The organism is Rhizobium sp. NXC14, from assembly GCF_002117485.1.
Lineage (GTDB): Bacteria > Pseudomonadota > Alphaproteobacteria > Rhizobiales > Rhizobiaceae > Rhizobium.
This window is the reverse complement of the sequence record NZ_CP021030.1, coordinates 3,647,501-3,666,058: the sequence shown is the minus strand read 5'-3', so window position 1 is coordinate 3,666,058 and position 18,558 is coordinate 3,647,501. Positions and strand designations below refer to the sequence as shown.

The following is an 18,558-nucleotide window of genomic DNA, read 5'->3' as shown; positions in this document are numbered from 1 at the left end:
AGTTTTGTTGGTCACGGCGGCAGGCGCCCGTAGGCGGATTGCACGGCACTCCCGCTCGCTTTTGATCCGTGCGTCCCTGCCTAGATAATTTCCAGCACCGGATCTTCCAGCACTTTCCCCGTCACCACATCCGCAATCCCCCGGTCCGTTTGATGCGGGCCGGCATTGCAGGCGAGTGTCGCGCCGAAGCAGGCCTTGAAGACGCGGTAAGGTGGCTTCCAATCGACGATCTTGCCCATGGCCTTACGGATGTCTGCAAAGGCTGAGGCGGTGTCCTTCAGTGAGGCGTCGGTGACGAGGCCGGAGAGCGGCAGCGGCAGGATCGCTTCGATTTGGCCGTCCTTGGCGACCGCCATGCCGCCGCCGGCTGTTATGACAGCGTTGGCAGCGAGCGCCATGTCGGCTGCATTGCCGCCGAAGACGGTGAGGTTGTGGCTATCATGCGAGACGGTGGTGCAAAAGGCGCCGCGCCATTCGCCCCAGCCGCTGAGGAAACCGTTGCGCGGGGTGCCACCGGCCTTTCCGTGGCGATGGGCGACGGCGATCATGGCGCTGCCGACAGGTGGCACGACGAAGCCGTCCCGGATATACGTTTCCGCCTCTCCCCATTGAGTGAAGCGTGGGCGGTCGATGGTGGCGACGCGGACGCGCTCGCCTTTCGCGGGGATGCGGAAATCGTCGTCGGTCAGCAGCGGCAGCTTCACCGACTTGATCAGCGGCGCCGTATCGAGCGGCTGAACGGTCGCCTCCATGCTGCCGTTGCGGGCGACGACGCGGCCATCTGATATGACGAGGCGTGCTCGGAATTCCGTGAGATCCTCGAAGAGAACGAGGTCGGCGCGGCGGCCGGAGGCGACAAGGCCGAGATCGGAACGCTTCAGCCGCTCAGCGGCGTTGAAGGTCGCGGCGCGCAGTGCCCATTCCGGTTTCATGCCATAGCGCACCAGGCGGCGGGCGACATCATCGAGGCCGCCGCTTTGGTAGAGTTCATCGGGAAAGACGTCGTCGGTGCAGAGCGTAATGGTTGGCGGCAGATGGCCGAGGCCGTTCAGCACCTCGACGAATTCCTGCAAGAGATGGTCGTGAGAGCCACGCAGTTCGATCGTCAGACCGGCGGAAAGTTTGGCGCTAAGATCGGCGCCGGAGGTGAGTTCGTGGTCCGACGTGACGCCCGCTGCCATGAAGGCGTTGAGGTCCGCGCCGGTGAGGCCGCGGGCATGGCCACAGACGAGCTTGCCGGAGGCAAGGCCTGAGTTGACGATGGCGCTCATGCGCGGATCGCCGTCGATGACGCCGCGCATGTTCATGACTTCGGCAACGCCGCTGACAGCAGGAGAACGCAGCATCTCGGCGACGACGGCGGCATCGAAATCGGCGCCGGCGAGTTCCAGGCCCGGCGCAGACGGCACGCAGGAGGGGGCGAGCAGGATCATGCGCAGCGGCAGAGCACGTGCCGCCTCGATCGCCCACCGCACGCCGTCGAGGCCGTGGACGTTGCCGAATTCATGCGGATCCCACACGACCGTGGTGACACCGCGCGGTAGCACGGCGCTTGCATATTCGGCGGGTGTCACCATCGAGCTTTCGACGTGCATGTGCGTATCGATCAGGCCCGGCGTCAGCATGCCGCCAGTCGCATCGATGATTTCGACCGCGTCCATGCGGCTCGCCCGGGCATGGACGCTGGCGATGAGCGCGCCGACGAGGCCGATATCAGCCTCCCGGATCAGGCCCGTCACCGTATCGAGCAGGCGACCGCCGGTGATCAGCATATCGAACGGGGCGTCGCCGCGGGCGGCGGCAACGGCGCGGGCGCGCAAGGCTGGATCGTTGAGATCGAAAGGTTCCTGACGAGCAATGGCGTTCATCTGCGGGCCTCATTGATCAGGGCGGCGAGAATGATGTTAAGCGCCTTCTCAACGTCGATATCGGCGGCGAATTGGGCGTTGAAGGTCGCATGCGTGGCGCGGGTCTCGACGACGGTGCGGCCACGGGTGAGGGCGCCCTGCAGTTCGACGTCGATGCGCGCGGGGCGGAAGCTGACGATATCGGGGGCGACGAAGCCCACGGCGGCGGAGGCATCGTAAATTGCCATGCCGGGACGGCCGCGGCTGGTGCCGATGCTTATATAGCCGGCGAACATGTCGCCGATCAGTTCGGCATTAGCGCCGCCGGCACTGAGCACCGGCTCGACATCCTCCGGCCTTGCCAGCACTTTGCGGCAGAGGTCGAGATCGACCATGCGCAGCGGCAGGCCATGGGCGATAACGATCGCCAGCGCCTCGGGATCGGCGAGCGCATTGAACTCGGCGGAGGCCGTATGGTTGCCCGATGTGACGCCGCCGCCCATCCAGACGAGTTCGGTGATACATGCGGCAAGATCGGGGCGTGCGAGCGCCACGGCGGCGATATTGGTCAGGGGACCGAGAGCCAGGATGCGGTGTGGTCCGTTGCCCTCGAGCCAGCGGCAGAGCGCGGAGAAGGCGTCGCTCTCGGCAAGGGCGGCGGCTTTCGGTAGGCTCTTGCCGGATGTCGGAATTCCGGTTTCGCCGAGGATCGCCTGGGCGGTTTCGAGTTTGCCGAGAACGGGTGCAGCACGCCCGGTATGGACGGGGAACGTCCAGCCGAAGGCGCTGGCGGCGCCTGCGGCATTCGCCCGCACCTGCGGCAGCGGCGTATTGCCGAAGACCAGCGAGACGCCGTCGATTTGATATTTCGACAGTGCCACCACCAGAATGGCGGCGATGTCGTCGAAGCCCATGTCGGTATCGATCCACACACCCATGATGTCACCCGAAGCGCTTGAGGTTGGCCGCGCCGGCGACCGGCAGATCGAAGGCGAGCGCACTGCCGATCTCGTGTGGCGGCAGGCTCGCGTCGATTTCAGCCTTGATAGGCCCAAGCGGCGTATGGAGGAGGTATTCGCGTGTGTTGCCGGCGAAAGACGTGCCGTGCACTTTGCCTTGGAACGGACCGGAGCCGAGGGTCACCGTACGCGGGCGCCAAGCCAGGCCGGCCGCAGCTTGGGGCGGCGGATCAGAGAGTGCTGCGGGGCCGTGCGGCGTCACAAGCTTTCCGTCTTTCAGAGCGAAGACATTTTCGAAGCCCACGAAATCGGCGACGAAGGCGGAGGCGGGATTGTTATAGATCTCCTCCGGCGTGCCGATCTGTTCGATGCCGCCGTCCAGCATGACGACGATGCGGTCGGCGAGCGCCAAGGCCTCGACCTGGTCGTGAGTGACGAAGATCATGGTGACGCCGGTCTCCTTCTGCACGCGCTGCAATTCAGCGCGCATTTCGAGACGAAGGCGGGCGTCGAGGTTAGAGAGCGGTTCGTCAAGCAGCAGGACCTTCGGCTCCATCACCATGGATCGCGCCAGTGCGACACGCTGCTGCTGGCCGCCGGAGAGTTCGGCGGGCTTGCGGCCGGCGAAAGTGGTGAGGCCGACGGATTTCAGGCCGGCGCCGACGCGGGCATCGAGATCCGCGCCCGAAACGCCTTTGAGGCGCAGGCCGAAGGCGACGTTCTCGTAGACCGTCAGATGCGGGAACAGCGCGTATGACTGGAAGACGAGGCCGACGGCGCGCTTGTTGGCGGAGACGCCGGTTATATCGGCGCCGTCGAGGCCGATGCGACCGGATGCGGGCTTCAGCAGGCCGGCAATGGCGCGCATCGTTGTCGTTTTGCCACAGCCGGAGGGGCCGAGAAGGGCGACGAGCTCGCCCTTGGCGATCGCAAGGTCGAGATCCCTCACGGCGACCGTGTCACCATAGCGAAGCGTCAGCTTGTCGAGTTGGAGATAGGCATCAAACATAACGCGAGAATCCCAGGAAGCGTTCGGCGAGGAAGACGATGCCGATCGAGAGGAAAGCGAGAAGGGCGGAGAGCGCCGCGATGGAAGGATCGTAGGTGGTTTCCATATAGCCCAGCATATCGATCGGCAGGGTTCGGACACCCGGGCCGGAAAGGAAGAGCGAGACCGGCACCTGATTGAAACTGGTGACGAAGCCGAGGATAAAGGCGGCCAGGATGCCGCCGCGGATATTCGGCATGACCACGCGGAAAAAGGCACCGAGCCTGGAGGAGCCGAGCAGGACGGCGGCCTCCTCGATATCCGAGCGCAGATTATCGAGGCTTGCCGACACGACGCGCACGGCATAGGGCAGTACGAGGGCCGCATGGGCAAAGAAGAGCGCAAGCGTGATGTTGAAGCCGAAGGGCACGACGAGATAACGCAGCAATGCCAGGCCGACGATTATGCCGGGGACGATGATCGGCAGCGAGACGATGGTGCGGACGGTCTCTGCTGCGGGCAGCGGGTAACGCGACAGGGCATAAGCGGCCGGGATGCCGAGGATGAGGGCTGCCAGTGTTCCGAAAACGGCAAGGAACATCGACATGGCGAAGCTGTCGCGAAAGCTTTCAATAGTGAAGACCTTCATCACCCAGCGCAGCGAGAGGCCCTGCGGCGGGAAGGCCAGCGTGTCGCCAGCCGAGAGCGAGGCGGCGATGATGATCAGGAACGGGCCGATCAGGAAGACGAGGAGCAGGAAGAGGACGACAGGCGAAAAGAGACGGATGCTCATCTGCGGCTCCTCGATGTCGCAAGGCGTTTAAGCAGGATATTGGCGGCAAAGCTCATGACGATCAGAATGAAGGCGATGACGCTTGCCGAGACGAAATCATTGGCGACGGACACCTGCTGATACATCAGCGTTTCGAGCATCAGCACCTTGGAGCCGCCGAGGATGGCGGGAGTGATGTAAGCGGTGAGCGAGCCGGTAAAGACAAGCGTGCCGCCGATGACGAGGCCCTCGCGCGTGAGCGGCAGGACGACTTTCCAAAAGACCTGGAACCAGTTGGCGCCGAGCACGCGGGCGGCCGGGATCGCATCCCTCGGCATGTTTTCCAGCGCACTGATCAACGACAGGATCATCAGCGGCAGGAAGAGCTGCAGGAGGCCGATGAAGACGGCGGTTTCGGTGAAGAGCAGGCGCAGCGGGTCGTCACTGAAACCGAGGCCCGTGATCGCCTTGTTGACGATGCCAGTGCGGCCGAGAATGACGATCCAGGCATAGGTGCGCGCCACCGGCGAGATCATCAGCGGCAGGGTGACTAAGCCGATCATGCGGCCTTTGCCGTTCGCCGGCAGGTTGACGATTGCAAAGGCTGCGGCGTAGCCTATGACGGCCGAGACGGCGGTGACCTCGATGGCGAGCCGGAAGGAGCGCAGGAAAACGGTGCGGTTCAGCGTTTCGGAAAAGAAGCCTGTGTAGGCCGATATCGTCCAGGCATCGCCGGCGCGAAAACCCTCCGACAGCAGGATTGCGACGGGCAGCAGGAATACCACCGTCGCGAAGACGGCTGCCGGCAGGGCAAGCGCCAGGGCTTCCGCGCGGTTCTGGAACATGAAACGCCTTTCCAGGAGAGGAGATGGCCCCGGCGAGCGGCCGGGGCGAGTTCATGCGGGCTCTACTGGCCGACCTTCTCGTTCCAGGTCTTCAGCCAAGCGGCTCGGTTGTCGAGGGTGACGGCAGAAGGGATCAGTTTGAGGCTCTTGGCCGTTTCCTCGCCATAGGTGAGGTTGCCAGCGGCAGCGTCCGAAAGCTTGACCTCGCTATTCGCTGGGCTGTCGATCAGCTTTTCGGCGAGCTTGGTTTGGGTCTCGGTCGAGAGCCAGAAATCCATGAACTGCATGGCGAGATCCTGGTTTTTCGAACCTTTGGTCAGCACGAGAACATTCATGCCGCCGGTCTGTCCCTCTTTCGGCGTTGCCCAGGCAATGGGGAGGCCGAGCTTGGTGAAGCCGGCCCAGGAGAAACGGCCGATGGGGGCTGCCCAGATTTCCTCCTGCTGCATCAGTTGCACGAGCTGCGAGGATTTTTCGTAGAAGGTGACGATGTCGTCCTTCTTGTCGCCCAGCGCTGCGATCGGGCCTTGCAGATCGGGCGTATCCTTGCCGAGCGCCAGGCCCAGCATGTAGAGCGCCGGCGGGCCCTGATTGGTGGTGACGTTCGGGAAGGCGACATGGCCAACATATTCCGGCTTCAGGAGATCGGCCCAGGACTCGATCTTCATCTTGTCGGAACGATAAGCGATCGACGTGGCATAGAAAGTGTAGCCAACGCTCATGCCGTTGCCGTTGGGGTCCTTGGCGACGTCGTAGAGCTTGGCGAAATTGGCAAGCTTCGCGGTATCGATCTTGTCGATCAGTCCGGCGCGTGATGCGGCAAGCGCATCGGCCATCGAAACGGCGGCGAGATCGACCACGGGGTTGGCCTTGTTCGCCTCCATTTTTGCCAGCCGCTCGACGCTGTTGCCGGTCTCGACCACCAGCTTGCAGCCGCATTGGGCTTCGAACGGATCATAGACCAGCGTCTTGAAGTCGTCCTGCGCGAAGGCATAGACGGAAATGGTCAGTGTCCGTTCGGCTGCGGAGGCGGCAAACGGCCAAAGTGCGGCGAGTGCCGCCGACGCCATGAGAGCTTTTTTCATCTTACATGTTCTCCATCTCTGAGGTTTTTGGTGCCGGGCTCGCAGGCCCGGATGATTGGCGGACAATCAGCTGCATTGCGACGCGTTCGATTTCCGCGATAACGAGAACGCCTTCCCGGGTGCGGCTTTTTCTGATGGTATCGGCCAGCGCCGACACGGCAATCCCCGCAATTCTATCCATGTCCATTCTGACCGTCGTCAGCGACGGTGTGACGACAGGCGACCAGATGAGGTCGTCGAAGCCGGTGACGCTCACATCGCCGGGAACGCTGATGCCGGCTTGCTGCAGCTCGGTCAGCGCGCGTAATGCCTGCAGATCGGAGAGAGCCGCGAAAGCGGTAAAACCCTCCCGCACCTTTTCGGCAAGGCCGAGCGGACAGCCGCTGCCGCCATCCTGCTCTACCTTCCCGATCCACAGCGTTTCGGTATGCATGCCCGCGTGCATTCCGGCGCGAATCCCATTGGCGCGATCGTTCTGAACGCTGGACTCCTGGTTGTTGCCGATGATGAGGATGCGTTGGTGGCCGAGGGCCGCGAGATGGAGAGCGATTTCGCGGCCGCCCTGCCAATGGTCGGCGGAAACGGTGTTGCCTGGCGTCGAGGGGGTATCGATGAGAGCGACTGGGCAGGCGGCGGACAAAATGCGGGTGGCGCGGCGGGGAATAATGACCATGCCGTCGACGCCGCGTTCGACGAGACGATTGATCGCCTCGGTCTGAGTGGCAGCATCGCCGCGGGAGTCGGCGATTAGAACACCGTAACCAGCGGTGGAGGCGGCAAATTCGATCGCCTGTGCGATCTTCGGGAACAGAGGATTGGCGATGTCCGGCAACACCAGGCCGAGAACGCCGCTGCGGCCGGTTCTGAGCGCGCGGCCGGCCTGGCTCGGGACATAACCCAGTTCGGCGGCATGTTCGCGGATCCGTTCGACCAGTTGGCCGGAGACCCGGCCTTTGCCGGAAAGCGCATTGGAGACCGTGGCAATAGAGACGCCGAGCGAGGTCGCTATCCTGCTGAGGTTCGGTCCGGAGCGCGATGTAGCCATGATCTGATGCATTCTGATTAATCGTTTAATCAGTGCTATAGCAGCCGTCTCCGCTTGTCCAATCCAAATTCGTCTGGTGCCCGATTATTCCGGGATATTGTCGGGCATGAAAAAACCCCGCGAGGTGATCGCGGGGTTTCGCATTTCCAGAAAGGCGAAATGCCGATCAGCTCTTGGCCTTTGCCGGCACCGGCGTTACCGCTGCTGTGGTCTTGCCGCCGGGCGCGTAGCCGCCGCCGACCGCAATGTTCAGCGAGACGTAGTCCTTGGCCATCTGCTGGACGGCCTGTGCAAGGCTTGCCTGGGCAAGCGAGACCTGGCGCTGTGCATCGAGAACGTCGAGCAGCGAGGAGGCGCCGTCCTTGTAGGACGCGGTCGACAGTTCGAGCGTTTCCTGCGTGGTCTTTACCTGAGCCTGTAGGGCTGCGACCGTGCGGGCGTCACGGCGGACAGCGGCGAGTGCGTTCTCGACCTGTTCGACCGCGGTCAGCACCGTCGACTTCCAGTTGAGGTAGGCGGTCGCGGCAGTGGACTGCGCCGACTTGACGTTGGCGCGCAGACGGCCACCATCGAAGATCGGCAGGTTGAGGGTCGGGCCGAAGGACCAGGGGGTCAGGTCTCCATGGATGCCGCGCTGGTTGATGTAGGACGGCGAGATCGAGCCGCTGAGCGAAATGCTCGGATAGAGCTGCGCCTCGGCAACACCAATATTGGCCGTTGCGGCGGCGAGATCACGCTCGGCGACGCGAATGTCGGGACGGTTGCGGATCAGGTCCGCCGGGATCCCCGAGTTGATGCCGCCACGGAAGACCGGCTGACCGCGACCCTTCAGCAGCTCGTCGACGAGTGCCGAGGCCGGCAGGCCAAGCAGCGTGGCGATGTGATGGGCGGATATACGGATGTTGGTTTCGAGGCCGGGAATTTCGGCGAGCGTCGACTGCACGAGGCCTTCGGCCTGAACGACGTCGAGACGGGAAGCGGCGCCGGCTTCAAGCTGGAACTTGGTCAGCTCGTAGGTTTCCTGGCGGGACTTCAGGTTGGCTCTCGAAAGCGCCAGGCGCTGCTGATAGTAGCGAACATCGATGTAGCTGGAGACAAGATCCTGCACGAGAGTCAGCTTGGCGACGTCGGCGGATGCGTATGCGGAATCGAGCGAAGCGAGCGCACTTTCGGTGCTGCGCTTGTAGAGGCCGAAGAGATCGAGCAGCCAGGTCAGCTGGACTTCGCCGGCACTGGTGTTGCGTGTGTCGAACTGCGAGCGCAGCTCGCCCTTCTGACCGCTGACCGTGTGCGAAGCGCCGACATTCAGGTTCGGCAGGGCGCCTGCGCCGGCGGTGGTGACGTTTGCAGATGCCGCATTGATGCGTTCGATTGCCTGCTGGACCGTTAGATTCTGCTCGAGCCCGGCCTGGACATAACCATTCAATTTGGGATCGTTGAAGGCCGTCCACCAGGCTGCGGTAGCAACGTCACCTACACTTTTCGTGCCGCCTTCTCCGAATTTGGCGGGCAGCGGCATTTCAGGAGGAGCATGATCCGGGCCAACAACGCAGCCCGACAGTAATAACAATAATGCCGGTGTGGCAAAACGAAGAGATACCATTCATTTCATCCTGTACTCGAGCAAGTCAATTCTTGTCCGAAGCTTCATGCTTCACTATCGCAGCCGCGCCTCGTCCTACCACAAACACACACACCGAAGCAGTCGGGCGCAATGTAGCAATCGGAACAGCATTATCACAGTGCATTTATATCACACTCCTGCCGCATTTTTGTCGCGTGTGGCAAAGATGCGTCGAATGACGACGTAGAAGGACGGCACGAAGAAAATTCCGAGCATCGTTGCCGACAGCATGCCGCCGAGAACGCCGAGGCCGATAGCGTTCTGCGCCGCAGAGCCCGCGCCCGTAGCGATCGCCAGAGGCACAACGCCGAGGATAAAGGCAAGCGATGTCATAATGATCGGCCGCAGGCGCAGCCGCGCCGCCTCCAGTGTCGCCTCGAAAAGGCCCATGCCGCTTTCCATGCGATCCTTGGCGAATTCGACGATCAGGATCGCGTTCTTCGCCGCCAGGCCGATCGTGGTGAGCAATCCGACCTTGAAATAGACATCGTTGGCTTGGCCGAAGAGTGTTGCCGCCGCCAGGGCGCCGAGAACGCCGACCGGCACTGCCATGATCACCGAGAAAGGGATCGACCAGCTTTCGTAAAGTGCTGCCAAGCAGAGGAAGACGACGAGTACCGAGATCGCATAGAGCATCGGCGCCTGTGAGCCGGAAAGGCGCTCCTGATAGGAAATGCCCTGCCAGGTCACCGTGTAACCGCCGCCGAGTTGCTCGGTCAGCTCTTCCATTTCGTTCATGGCATCGCCGGAGGACACGCCGGGCGCGGCGGCGCCATCGAGCGGAATCGCGCTGACGGCGTTGAAGCGGGCAAGCGAAGGTGCGCCCTTCACCCATTCGGTTTTGGTAAAGGCGGAGAAGGGCACCATCTCGCCGGCCGTGTTGCGGGCATACCAGTGGTTAAGATCGTCCGGCTGCATGCGGAACGGCGCGTCGCCCTGGACATAAACCGGCTTGATCTCGCCGTTCAGTGTGAAGTCGTTGACATCGCGGCCGGTGAAGATGATCGACAGCATCGAATTGACCGAGGCGATGTCGACGCCCATGGCGCCGATCTTTTCCTGATCGAGCACGATGCGCATTTGCGGCTCGACTTCCTTGTTGCTGCTGCGCAGCGCCACGATCCTACCCGAGCTGTTGCCCATCTGGATCAGCCGCTTGGAAGCAGCCGTCAGGGCGTCGTTGCCGTGGCCGCCGGTATCGACAAGATACATGGAAAAGCCGCTCGACACGCCGAGGCCCTGAATCGCCGGCGGCAGGAGCGCGAAGACCTGTGCCTCGCGCATCGCAAAGAAGCTGCGCAGCGCCCGGTTGACAACCGACTGGGCGCTCAGATTTGGATCAGTGCGCAGCGAAAAATCCTTGAGCTTGGTGAAAACGATGGCGCTGTTTTGGCCGGAGCCGTTGAAGCCAAAGCCGAGTGCGCCGAAGACGGATTCGACGGCATCCTTCTCATTCTCGCGATAATAGTTTTCCACCTTCTCGACGACGGCCTGAGTCTGCTGCGTCGTCGAGCCCGGCGGCGTGGTGACGATAGTCAGCAGCACGCCCTGATCTTCCTGCGGCAGGAAAGAACTCGGCAGCCGGGTGAAGAGGTAGGCGCAGCCGGCGCCGACGAGAAGGAAGACCAGCATGACGCGGATCGGGCGCTTCAAGAGATAGCCGATAGTCCTGACATAGCCGTTGGTCGAGCGCGTGAAGTTGCGGTTGAACCAATCGCCGACGCGGTGCTTCCGGTGTTCGCTGACCGGCTTCAGCATGGTGGCGCAGAGCGCCGGTGTCAGCACGATGGCGACGAGCGCCGACAGCAGCATGGCCGAGACGATGGTGATGGAAAACTGGCGATAGATGATGCCGGTCGAGCCGCCGAAGAAGGCCATCGGAATGAAGACGGCGGTTAGCACGAGCGCAATGCCGACGATGGCGCCGGTGATCTCGCCCATCGATTTCTCCGTCGCTTCGAGCGGCGAAAGCTTCTCTTCGGACATGATGCGTTCGACGTTTTCGACCACGACGATCGCATCGTCGACCAAAAGACCGATGGCCAAAACCATGGCGAACATCGTCAAAGTATTGATCGAATAGCCGGTGGCCGCCAGCACCCCGAAGGTGCCCAGCAATACCACGGGAACGGCGATGGTCGGGATCAGCGTTGCCCGAAGATTCTGCAGGAAGACGAGCAGCACCACGAAGACGAGCACGATTGCCTCGATCAGCGTATGCACGACCTTCTCGATCGACAGTTCCACGAAGGGCGTCGTGTCGTAGGGATAGGTAATCTTCACGCCTTCCGGCAGAGTGCGGCCGATGACATCGAGTGCGGATCGAACGCGTGCGGCCGTATCGATGGCGTTGGCGCCGATCGCGAGGTTGACGGCAAAACCGCTCGAAGGCAGGCCGTTGTAACGCGAACTGCCGCCGTAGCTCTCCTGACCGATCTCGATGCGCGAGACATCGCTCAGGCGCACGGTCGCGCCGTCCTTTTCGACCTTCAGGATGATGTGCTCGAAGTCGGCGACGGTGGTGAGCTGGCTTTGCGCAGTGATGGTGACGTTGAGCTGCTGACCTGACATCGTCGGCTGGGCGCCGAGCGAACCGACGGAAACCTGAGTGTTCTGCGCCTGGATCGCCGCCGTGACGTCGCTCGGCGTCAGCTGATATTTCACTAGCTTGAAGGGATCGAGCCAGATGCGCATGGCGTATCCGGAACCGAAGACGTTGATACTGCCGACGCCTTCCAGGCGCTGGATCTGATCCTCGATGGAGGTCGACATGATGTTGCCGAGATCGACCGAATTGCGCTTGCCGTCGGTTGAAACGAGCGAGCCGACGAGGAGGATGCTCGAGGTCGAGCGCGTCACGCTGATGCCGGCATCGATAACGTCGCCCGGGAGCTGCGACTGGACCAGCTGCAGCTTGTTCTGCACCTGCACCTGGGCGATGTCGGGATCGATGCTGGTTCCGAAAGTGAGCTGGATACTGGCCGATCCGGTCGACGAAGTCGAAGTCATATAGGTGAGGTCGTCGAGGCCGGTCATGCCGTCTTCGATGATCGTCGTCACCGATTTTTCGACCGTCTCGGCGCTGGCGCCGCGATAGGTGGCGTTGATGCGCACCGTCGTTGGGGCAATGTCGGGATATTGCGAAATCGACAGGGTGAAGATCGCCAGCAGGCCGGCGAGCATGATGGTGATCGCAATGACCCAGGCGAAAATCGGACGTCGGATGAAAAACTCGGCCATCGGTTGTTCCTGTGCGGCTGAGACGGTGACGATGCCGGCTCGCAGCGATTACTTCGCTGCGGGCTTCTCAGCGTCACCGGCCGCGGGCTGCTCGGCAGCCACGACCACGCCATTGTCGTTGATCTTCATCGGAAGCGGCTTCACCGGCATGCCCGCCGTGACCGACTGCAGGCCGGTGACGATCAGCTGATCGCCGTCCTTGATGCCTTCGGTTACCAGCCAGGAATTGTTGGAGGGCGAGCTGTTCTCGAAGGCGCGAGTTTCGACCTTGCCGTCGGCGGAAACGAACTGCGCCGTCAGCCGGCCGTTGGCGTCACGGCTCGTCGCCAGCTGCGGCAGCGCATAACCGGTTTCGGCGCCGAGCTCGACCGTGGCGCGGACATACATGCCGGGCAGCACGATCCGATCGGGATTGGGGAAGAGCACACGAATGATGAAGGTGCCTGTGGTCTCGCTGACCACCTGCTTCGACATGTCGAGCTTGCCCTGCTGATTATATTCCTTGCCGTCTTCGAGGATCAGGTGGAAGGCGACATTCTCCGCGCCCTTGATATCGCCGGCGGCCATCGCATCGCGCAGCCTCAGCAGATTGGTGCTCGACTCGGTGAGCGAGATGTAGATCGGATCGAGCTGCCGGATCGTCGTCAGCGCCGTCGTCTGGTTGGCCGAGACGACATTGCCGATATTGTAGGCGGTCTGGTCGATGACGCCGTCGAAGGGTGCGACGATCTTCGTATGGTCGAGGTCGATCTGTGCCGCGGTAAGGGCAGCCTTTGCCGACTCGACCTCCGCCTTCGCCTGGAGAAGCGTCGTTCTCGCCGTCTCATATTCGATCTGGGTGGCGCCGCTGCCGACGAGGCGCTGGTAGCGTTCGAGATTGCTTTCAGCGCTCGGCACGCTCGCCTCGGCTTTGGAGATGGCCGCCTTGGCCTGCTCGACGGCGGCGATATAGGGCGCATCCTCGATCTGATAAAGAAGGTCGCCCTTCTTTATCTCTCCGCCTTCCTTAAAGGCGATTTCGCGGATGATGCCGCTCACCTGCGGCCGGATATCGGCCGTCTGGAAGGCTTCGGCGCGGCCAGGAAGAATTGTCGTGATTGGGAAACTCGCCTTCGCCAGGGCGATCACCCCGACGGGGATTGCCTGCTGCGCGGCCGCGCCGGCATTGCCCGCGGGCTTGCCGGCGTTGTCGCTGCAGGCGCCAAGCAATGCGCCGGCCATCAGGGCCGAGGAGATGAGAACGGCACGCCGAATCATTCTAATTCCTTCATGCGGTGGCAATCGCCGTCGATCTACGGGCTCGGCCGGGCCGAGGCAGGCTTGTTTAAGCGTCAGGATGAACTTGGCCTCAATATCCCGAGTCTAACAAAATCTTTACGAAGTGACGTAATTCAGCAACCGTCACTTAGCAAGCGCTATTTTGCAGTGCGGCATCGACAAAGCCGACGATTTCCTCGGCACGATGCACCAGTGTCTCAGTGTCGTCGCGAACGATGAGGACAGGGTGCAACACGCAGGCCAGCACATCGGCGACGGTCTGTGCGGCACGCTGAGGGTCGCGGCAGTGATAACGTCCTTCCACCATGCCTTTGCGGATGATCTCGCCGAGTTTCTCCTCGATACGGGCGCGATAGCGATTGCCGGCTTCGAGTTTGGCTTCGATGGTCGAGAGCACCATTTCGAAGATGTAAGGGTTCTTCTGGATATCCTGCAGATGACCCTCCAGCAGGCGCAGGACGAAGCGGAGCAGTTGCTCTTTCGCGGGCATGTTCTGGTCGAGGGGGACAAAACGCTCGGCGGCATTGTCGAGATGGCGCCCGGCGATCGCATCGACCAGCGCCACCTTGGAACGGAAATGCTTGAAGACATTGGCGGGCGACATGCGCAGCGCAGCTGATATATCGGCGATCGACACTGCGGCGAAGCCACGTTCGCGAAACAGCATCTCCGCCATCGAGAGGATGTCCTGTCGCGTTTCCTCGGCCTTGCGTCTCGGCCTTCTTGCCATCCGTCCCCCGCCGGGCCGCGCCCGGTACTCCTTTTTTGCCGATGCTAGCGCTATTCAGCGAAAACTGCCAAGCCGATGCAAGGCCCGGCGGCTTTCGCACGTCGCCTTTTCAAGGGAAATAGGGGGCGAGGTTGCTGCGGACACGGGCAAGCGGCGTCTCGCCGCTATTGTCGGGAACAAAGCGCTCGCCGGTTATCGCCTCGTAGGCTCTGATATAGACGGCCGAGGTCTGCTCGATCAGTCCGGTGGGGATTTCTGGAATCTCGTCCTTATAAGGGTCGCAGCGCTCCGCCACCCACGCACGGACGAAATCCTTGTCGAAACTATCCGGGCGCTTGCCAGCGGCAAAACTTGCCGTATAGGTTTCGGCAAGCCAGTAGCGGCTGCTGTCCGGCGTGTGGATCTCGTCGGCGAGTATAATATTGCCGTCGCCATCGGTGCCGAATTCATATTTGGTATCGACGAGGATCAGGCCTTGCCTCGCGGCCATTTCCTGGCCGCGGGCAAAGAGCGCGAGTGCATATTTCGACAAGGTTTCCCACTGCTGGCTGGTCAGAAGGCCTCGCGTGACGATTTCCGCAGGCGTCAGCGGCTCGTCATGGCCTCCGTCGAATTCCTTGCTCGTCGGCGTGATGACGGGTTCCGGCAGGATCTGATTGTCGCGCATGCCGTCCGGCAGACGCATGCCGTACATTTCCCGCTCACCCTTCTTATAGAGGGTCAGGATCGAGGTGCCGGTGGTGCCGGCGAGATAACCGCGCACGACAATTTCAACCGGCAGGATGTCGAGCCGCCTGCCGATGACCACATTCGGATCGGGATAGTCGAGCACATGGTTCGGGCAAATGTCCCTCGTCGCCTCGAACCAGTAACGCGCCGTCTGCGTCAGCACCTGACCCTTATACGGAATACAGGTGAGAATGCGGTCGAAAGCGCTCAGCCGATCTGTGCTGATGATGATGCGGCGTCCGTCGGGAAGGTCGTAATTCTCGCGCACCTTGCCGCGATAGTAGTTCGGCAGTTCCGGGAAATGGGCTTCGGAGAGGATTCGCACGGCGCTCGACTGTCCTTGTATTTGGCTGATGGCTTCCTGCTCTAGTTTCATTACCGGCGAAGTCAAGCCGAGCGGAAGTATCGCATCACAGCCAGAACAGAGCCAGAAGAAACAGAGCGAGGCCGTAAGTTGCGACGGCAAGCGGCCAGCCGGCCCGCAGGAAGTCGCTGAAGCGGTAACTGCCGATGCCCATCGCCAGTGTGTTGTTGTGATGGCCGAAGGGCGTCAGAAAATCGAGCGAGGCCCCGACGGCAACCGCGATCAGATAGGCGTCGGGTGGGTGCCGCCCGATCCTCGCAAATTCGAGTGCGATCGGGGCGAGTACGATTGCGACCGTCGCGTTGTTGACGAAGGGCGTCAGCGCCATCGCGAGGAAGAGGATGAGGGCGATGCCGGAAAGCGCATGGTTAACCGGCACGATGAGGCTCAGCCAGCCGGCAATCGCTTCGGCCGCTCCGGTGCTGGCCACTGCCTGGCCGATCGGAATCATCGCCGCGAGCATGATGATGATCGGCCAGTTGAGGTCGGCCATCGCCTGGCGGATATTGAGATGATTGAGCAAAGCGAGGACGAGGACGACACCCGCAAAAGCGACCTCGGGATGCAGGCCCGCCGCCGACGCGGCGACGCCGCAGGCAAACAATGCGAAAGGCCGCCAGGAGAGGAGGGCCGGTTCAGCTGAAGCTGTCGGAGCAAGCGGCAGGCACTCGCTTTCCTCCAGCGCTTCGGCAATTGCAGTACGCGGCCCTTCCAGGGTCAATATATCGCCGATCGACAGTTGCAGATCGAGAAAGCGGCCTTCGATGCGCGGTGTGCGCATGGAAAGAGCAGTGACTGCGATGCCCCGATGGTGAAAGACTTCGAGTGAACTGACGCGCGAACCCACCAGCGTGCTTTCGGGCATGACGACGGTTTCGACCCGGGTGAAATGTGGCGGCCGAATATTCAGATTGGCATCTGCCACCAGCGCCTGTGTGGCGGCAAGGCCGGCAAAGATGTCATCGGCGCCTTCGGCAAGCAGCACGTCGCCCGCGCTGATCATCGACTGGTCGAGCGGGCTAAACACGAAATTGCCGTCGCGGATCAGCGCGTGCGGTTTGATGCCGAAGCGGGTCGGACACTCCGAAAGCCGCGTGCCGATCAGCGGCGAAGCATTGGGAATGCGACGTTCGACGACGACGCGACGCGAGCCTTGGGCGAGCGTCGCCGGCACTGTGTCGGGTTCCGGGAACAAGTATCGGATCCGAACGGCGATGAGCAGGATGCCGACGATCGCGACTGGCAGCCCGACATAGCTGAAATCGAAGAAATGAAAACCCACACCGGACGTCTTGGCAAGCGCATCGCTGACGAGCAGGTTGGCCGGCGTGCCGATCAGCGAAACGAGGCCGCCGAGCAGGGCTGCAAACGAGATGGGCATGACGAGCTGACGGCGGGGGATTGAAAGCGCCACGCCGAGCCGCAGCGCCACCGGCAGGGTGATCGCAAAGGCGCCGATATTGTTCATGAAGATGGAAAGAAAGCCTGCAAGCGAGGAAGCGCCTGATATGACCTTGAAGTTCGACGGTCTTGCGGTTGCGACACGCGCAGCGAGGTTGTCGAAGAGTTTGGCGCGTGCGAGCACCTGGACGATCAGCAGGATTTCGACGACGGTGATAACGACGGGGCTGGCGAAGCCCGCGAAGATCTGATCGACTGGATAAAGTCCGAGCGCATAGCCGGCGAGCAGGCCGGCAATCGCAGTCACCTCGATGCGTATGCGTTCGAGCGAGAAGAGAACGAGCATCACCAGCAGAAGGATCAGCAGGGATGCTTGCTCAAACGACATGGGCGGATCCGGTGTTTCATCGATGGAGGCATGTCGCTGTACCGCAACCGCTGCAGATTTCCGGGTGACAGGCCTTGGGCGGACTGTAGTCGTTCCTCATCTGCTGTACAGAGGCGTCAGCCGGCAAAATTGAACGATGTCACGTCTTCGGTCGGGCCGAAGCCTGCCAGCGGCCCTCAGCATTCCGCTCCAGCACGGGCGTTGCGAAGACACCGCGGACGCGCGCGACCCACTGCGGCCCGGCAGTTGCGAGGCTGTCGCGCCAGCGCTCCGATTGCAGCATGGCCGCGCCTATGACGACGGGTTCGATGCCGCAGGCCGTCAGCAGATCAAGGCCCGAGACGATCGATGCGCCGCTGGAAATGACGTCATCGATCAGGGCGACGCGCCGCCTGGTCAGCAGCGGCAACATGCGCGGATCGATATAGAGGCGCTTGTCCTGTGTCGGCGTCGTGATCGATGACAGAGGAACGGAGAGCTCGTCGCGGTACCAGAACTTGCGCGAGGTGCCGAGCGGGACATAGCGGCCGTGATCGAGCTTCTGCGCAACGGCGGCTGCAAGCGTCAAGCCGAGCGTCGGCAGGCCGGCGACGACGTCGACGCCCATAGGTCCGATCTTTTCCGCGAGACCGTCGGCCAACGCGTCGAGGACGGCGAAGCTCGCCTGGTTGACAATCAGCGAAGCGAGGGCGTGATCGCCATCTGCCAACACACGTATCGGCAGGCGAAGCTGGCGGCCGTCTTCCAGCGTGGCGACATAGAAAGTCGTGAACTCCCGATCGTGGGGAAAGGTGCCGGGCGGGTGAATCTCCTGCCAGAAGTCATGCGGCGCCATCTGCGACAGATCGGTCAACGTCTCGCCCTTTCCAAGCCGGCTCTTCGGCGCAACCCATGCAATTCTCCTTCGGTCAGCGCACGCACGGCGCCTTTTGGGAGTTCGCCGAGTTCGAGCCCGCCGATTGCGACCCGCACAAGGCGCAAACATTCGGCCCCGAGCGCCTCCAGCATACGACGGATCTGACGATTGCGGCCTTCATCGAGCTCGACCTCGATCCATGAGTTTCTGTCACCCTGGCGCAGGCGTCGTGTGGCGGTGGCCGTCAGCAATTCGCCGTCGTGACGGATGCCGGATGTCATAGCGGCAATCTCCTCGTCGTCAATGAGGCGGTCGATCTGGACATGATAGGTTTTGGTCACATGGGTGAGCGGATCGAGCAAGGTCTGGGCGAACTCGGTGTCGTTGGTGAAAAGCAGCAGGCCTTC

General features: G+C 62.2%; 15 protein-coding genes (1 of these 15 running past the window's edge). All 15 read right to left on the bottom strand.

Translation table 11 applies throughout. The features are described from left to right. Nucleotides 1-80 precede the first annotated feature (80 nt). Entirely contained in the window at nt 81-1,868 is a 1,788-nt protein-coding gene (locus NXC14_RS17970; protein ID WP_085779285.1) for an adenine deaminase C-terminal domain-containing protein, read from the bottom strand. After that, the gene (locus NXC14_RS17965; protein WP_085779284.1) at nt 1,865-2,785 is read right to left on the bottom strand and encodes a nucleoside hydrolase; all 921 of its coding nucleotides are present in this window, start codon (nt 2,783-2,785) and stop codon (nt 1,865-1,867) included. The genes NXC14_RS17970 and NXC14_RS17965 overlap by 4 nt, the downstream gene beginning before the upstream one ends. 4 nt (nt 2,786-2,789) lie before the next feature. After that, on the bottom strand, nt 2,790-3,815 hold the full coding sequence (locus tag NXC14_RS17960) for an ABC transporter ATP-binding protein (protein WP_085779283.1): 1,026 nt from the start codon (nt 3,813-3,815) through the stop codon (nt 2,790-2,792). Next, complete coding sequence (locus tag NXC14_RS17955; RefSeq protein WP_064811236.1) at nt 3,808-4,587, bottom strand: ABC transporter permease; 780 nt, start codon at nt 4,585-4,587, stop codon at nt 3,808-3,810. Before NXC14_RS17955 ends, NXC14_RS17960 begins: the two co-directional genes overlap by 8 nt. Then, on the bottom strand, nt 4,584-5,411 hold the full coding sequence (locus NXC14_RS17950; RefSeq protein WP_085779282.1) for an ABC transporter permease: 828 nt from the start codon (nt 5,409-5,411) through the stop codon (nt 4,584-4,586). Before NXC14_RS17950 ends, NXC14_RS17955 begins: the two co-directional genes overlap by 4 nt. Nucleotides 5,412-5,473: 62 nt before the next feature. Then, a complete protein-coding gene (locus tag NXC14_RS17945; RefSeq protein ID WP_085779281.1) occupies nt 5,474-6,496 on the bottom strand; it encodes an ABC transporter substrate-binding protein in 1,023 nt (340 codons plus the stop codon). Between the two features lies 1 nt (nt 6,497). After that, nucleotides 6,498-7,541 carry a LacI family DNA-binding transcriptional regulator gene (locus tag NXC14_RS17940; protein WP_085780178.1) on the bottom strand — a complete coding sequence of 348 codons (1,044 nt, stop codon included), beginning with the start codon at nt 7,539-7,541 and terminating at the stop codon, nt 6,498-6,500. Between the two features lie 166 nt (nt 7,542-7,707). Further along, entirely contained in the window at nt 7,708-9,144 is a 1,437-nt protein-coding gene (locus NXC14_RS17935; RefSeq protein WP_085779280.1) for an efflux transporter outer membrane subunit, read from the bottom strand. Nucleotides 9,145-9,294: 150 nt separating this feature from the next. Next, complete coding sequence (locus tag NXC14_RS17930; protein ID WP_085779279.1) at nt 9,295-12,405, bottom strand: efflux RND transporter permease subunit; 3,111 nt, start codon at nt 12,403-12,405, stop codon at nt 9,295-9,297. 48 nt (nt 12,406-12,453) lie between these two features. After that, nucleotides 12,454-13,662 carry an efflux RND transporter periplasmic adaptor subunit gene (locus NXC14_RS17925; RefSeq protein ID WP_085779278.1) on the bottom strand — a complete coding sequence of 403 codons (1,209 nt, stop codon included), beginning with the start codon at nt 13,660-13,662 and terminating at the stop codon, nt 12,454-12,456. A 148-nt stretch (nt 13,663-13,810) separates the two neighbouring features. Beyond that, a complete protein-coding gene (locus NXC14_RS17920) occupies nt 13,811-14,413 on the bottom strand; it encodes a TetR family transcriptional regulator (RefSeq protein WP_085779277.1) in 603 nt (200 codons plus the stop codon). A 109-nt stretch (nt 14,414-14,522) separates the two neighbouring features. After that, a complete protein-coding gene (locus NXC14_RS17915; protein WP_085779276.1) occupies nt 14,523-15,467 on the bottom strand; it encodes a phosphoribosylaminoimidazolesuccinocarboxamide synthase in 945 nt (314 codons plus the stop codon). Between the two features lie 85 nt (nt 15,468-15,552). Further along, the gene (locus NXC14_RS17910) at nt 15,553-17,295 is read right to left on the bottom strand and encodes an SLC13 family permease (protein ID WP_085779275.1); all 1,743 of its coding nucleotides are present in this window, start codon (nt 17,293-17,295) and stop codon (nt 15,553-15,555) included. A 139-nt stretch (nt 17,296-17,434) separates the two neighbouring features. After that, nucleotides 17,435-18,130 (bottom strand): phosphoribosyltransferase, encoded by a 696-nt coding sequence (locus NXC14_RS17905; protein WP_085780177.1) that lies wholly within the window; start codon nt 18,128-18,130, stop codon nt 17,435-17,437. A gap of 14 nt (nt 18,131-18,144) precedes the next feature. Next, nucleotides 18,145-18,558: the 3' portion of a pseudouridine synthase gene (locus NXC14_RS17900; protein WP_085779274.1), read on the bottom strand. 390 nt of this gene lie beyond the right edge of the window; 414 of the gene's 804 nt are visible here — the last part of the coding sequence; the start codon falls outside the window, past its right edge; it ends in the stop codon at nt 18,145-18,147.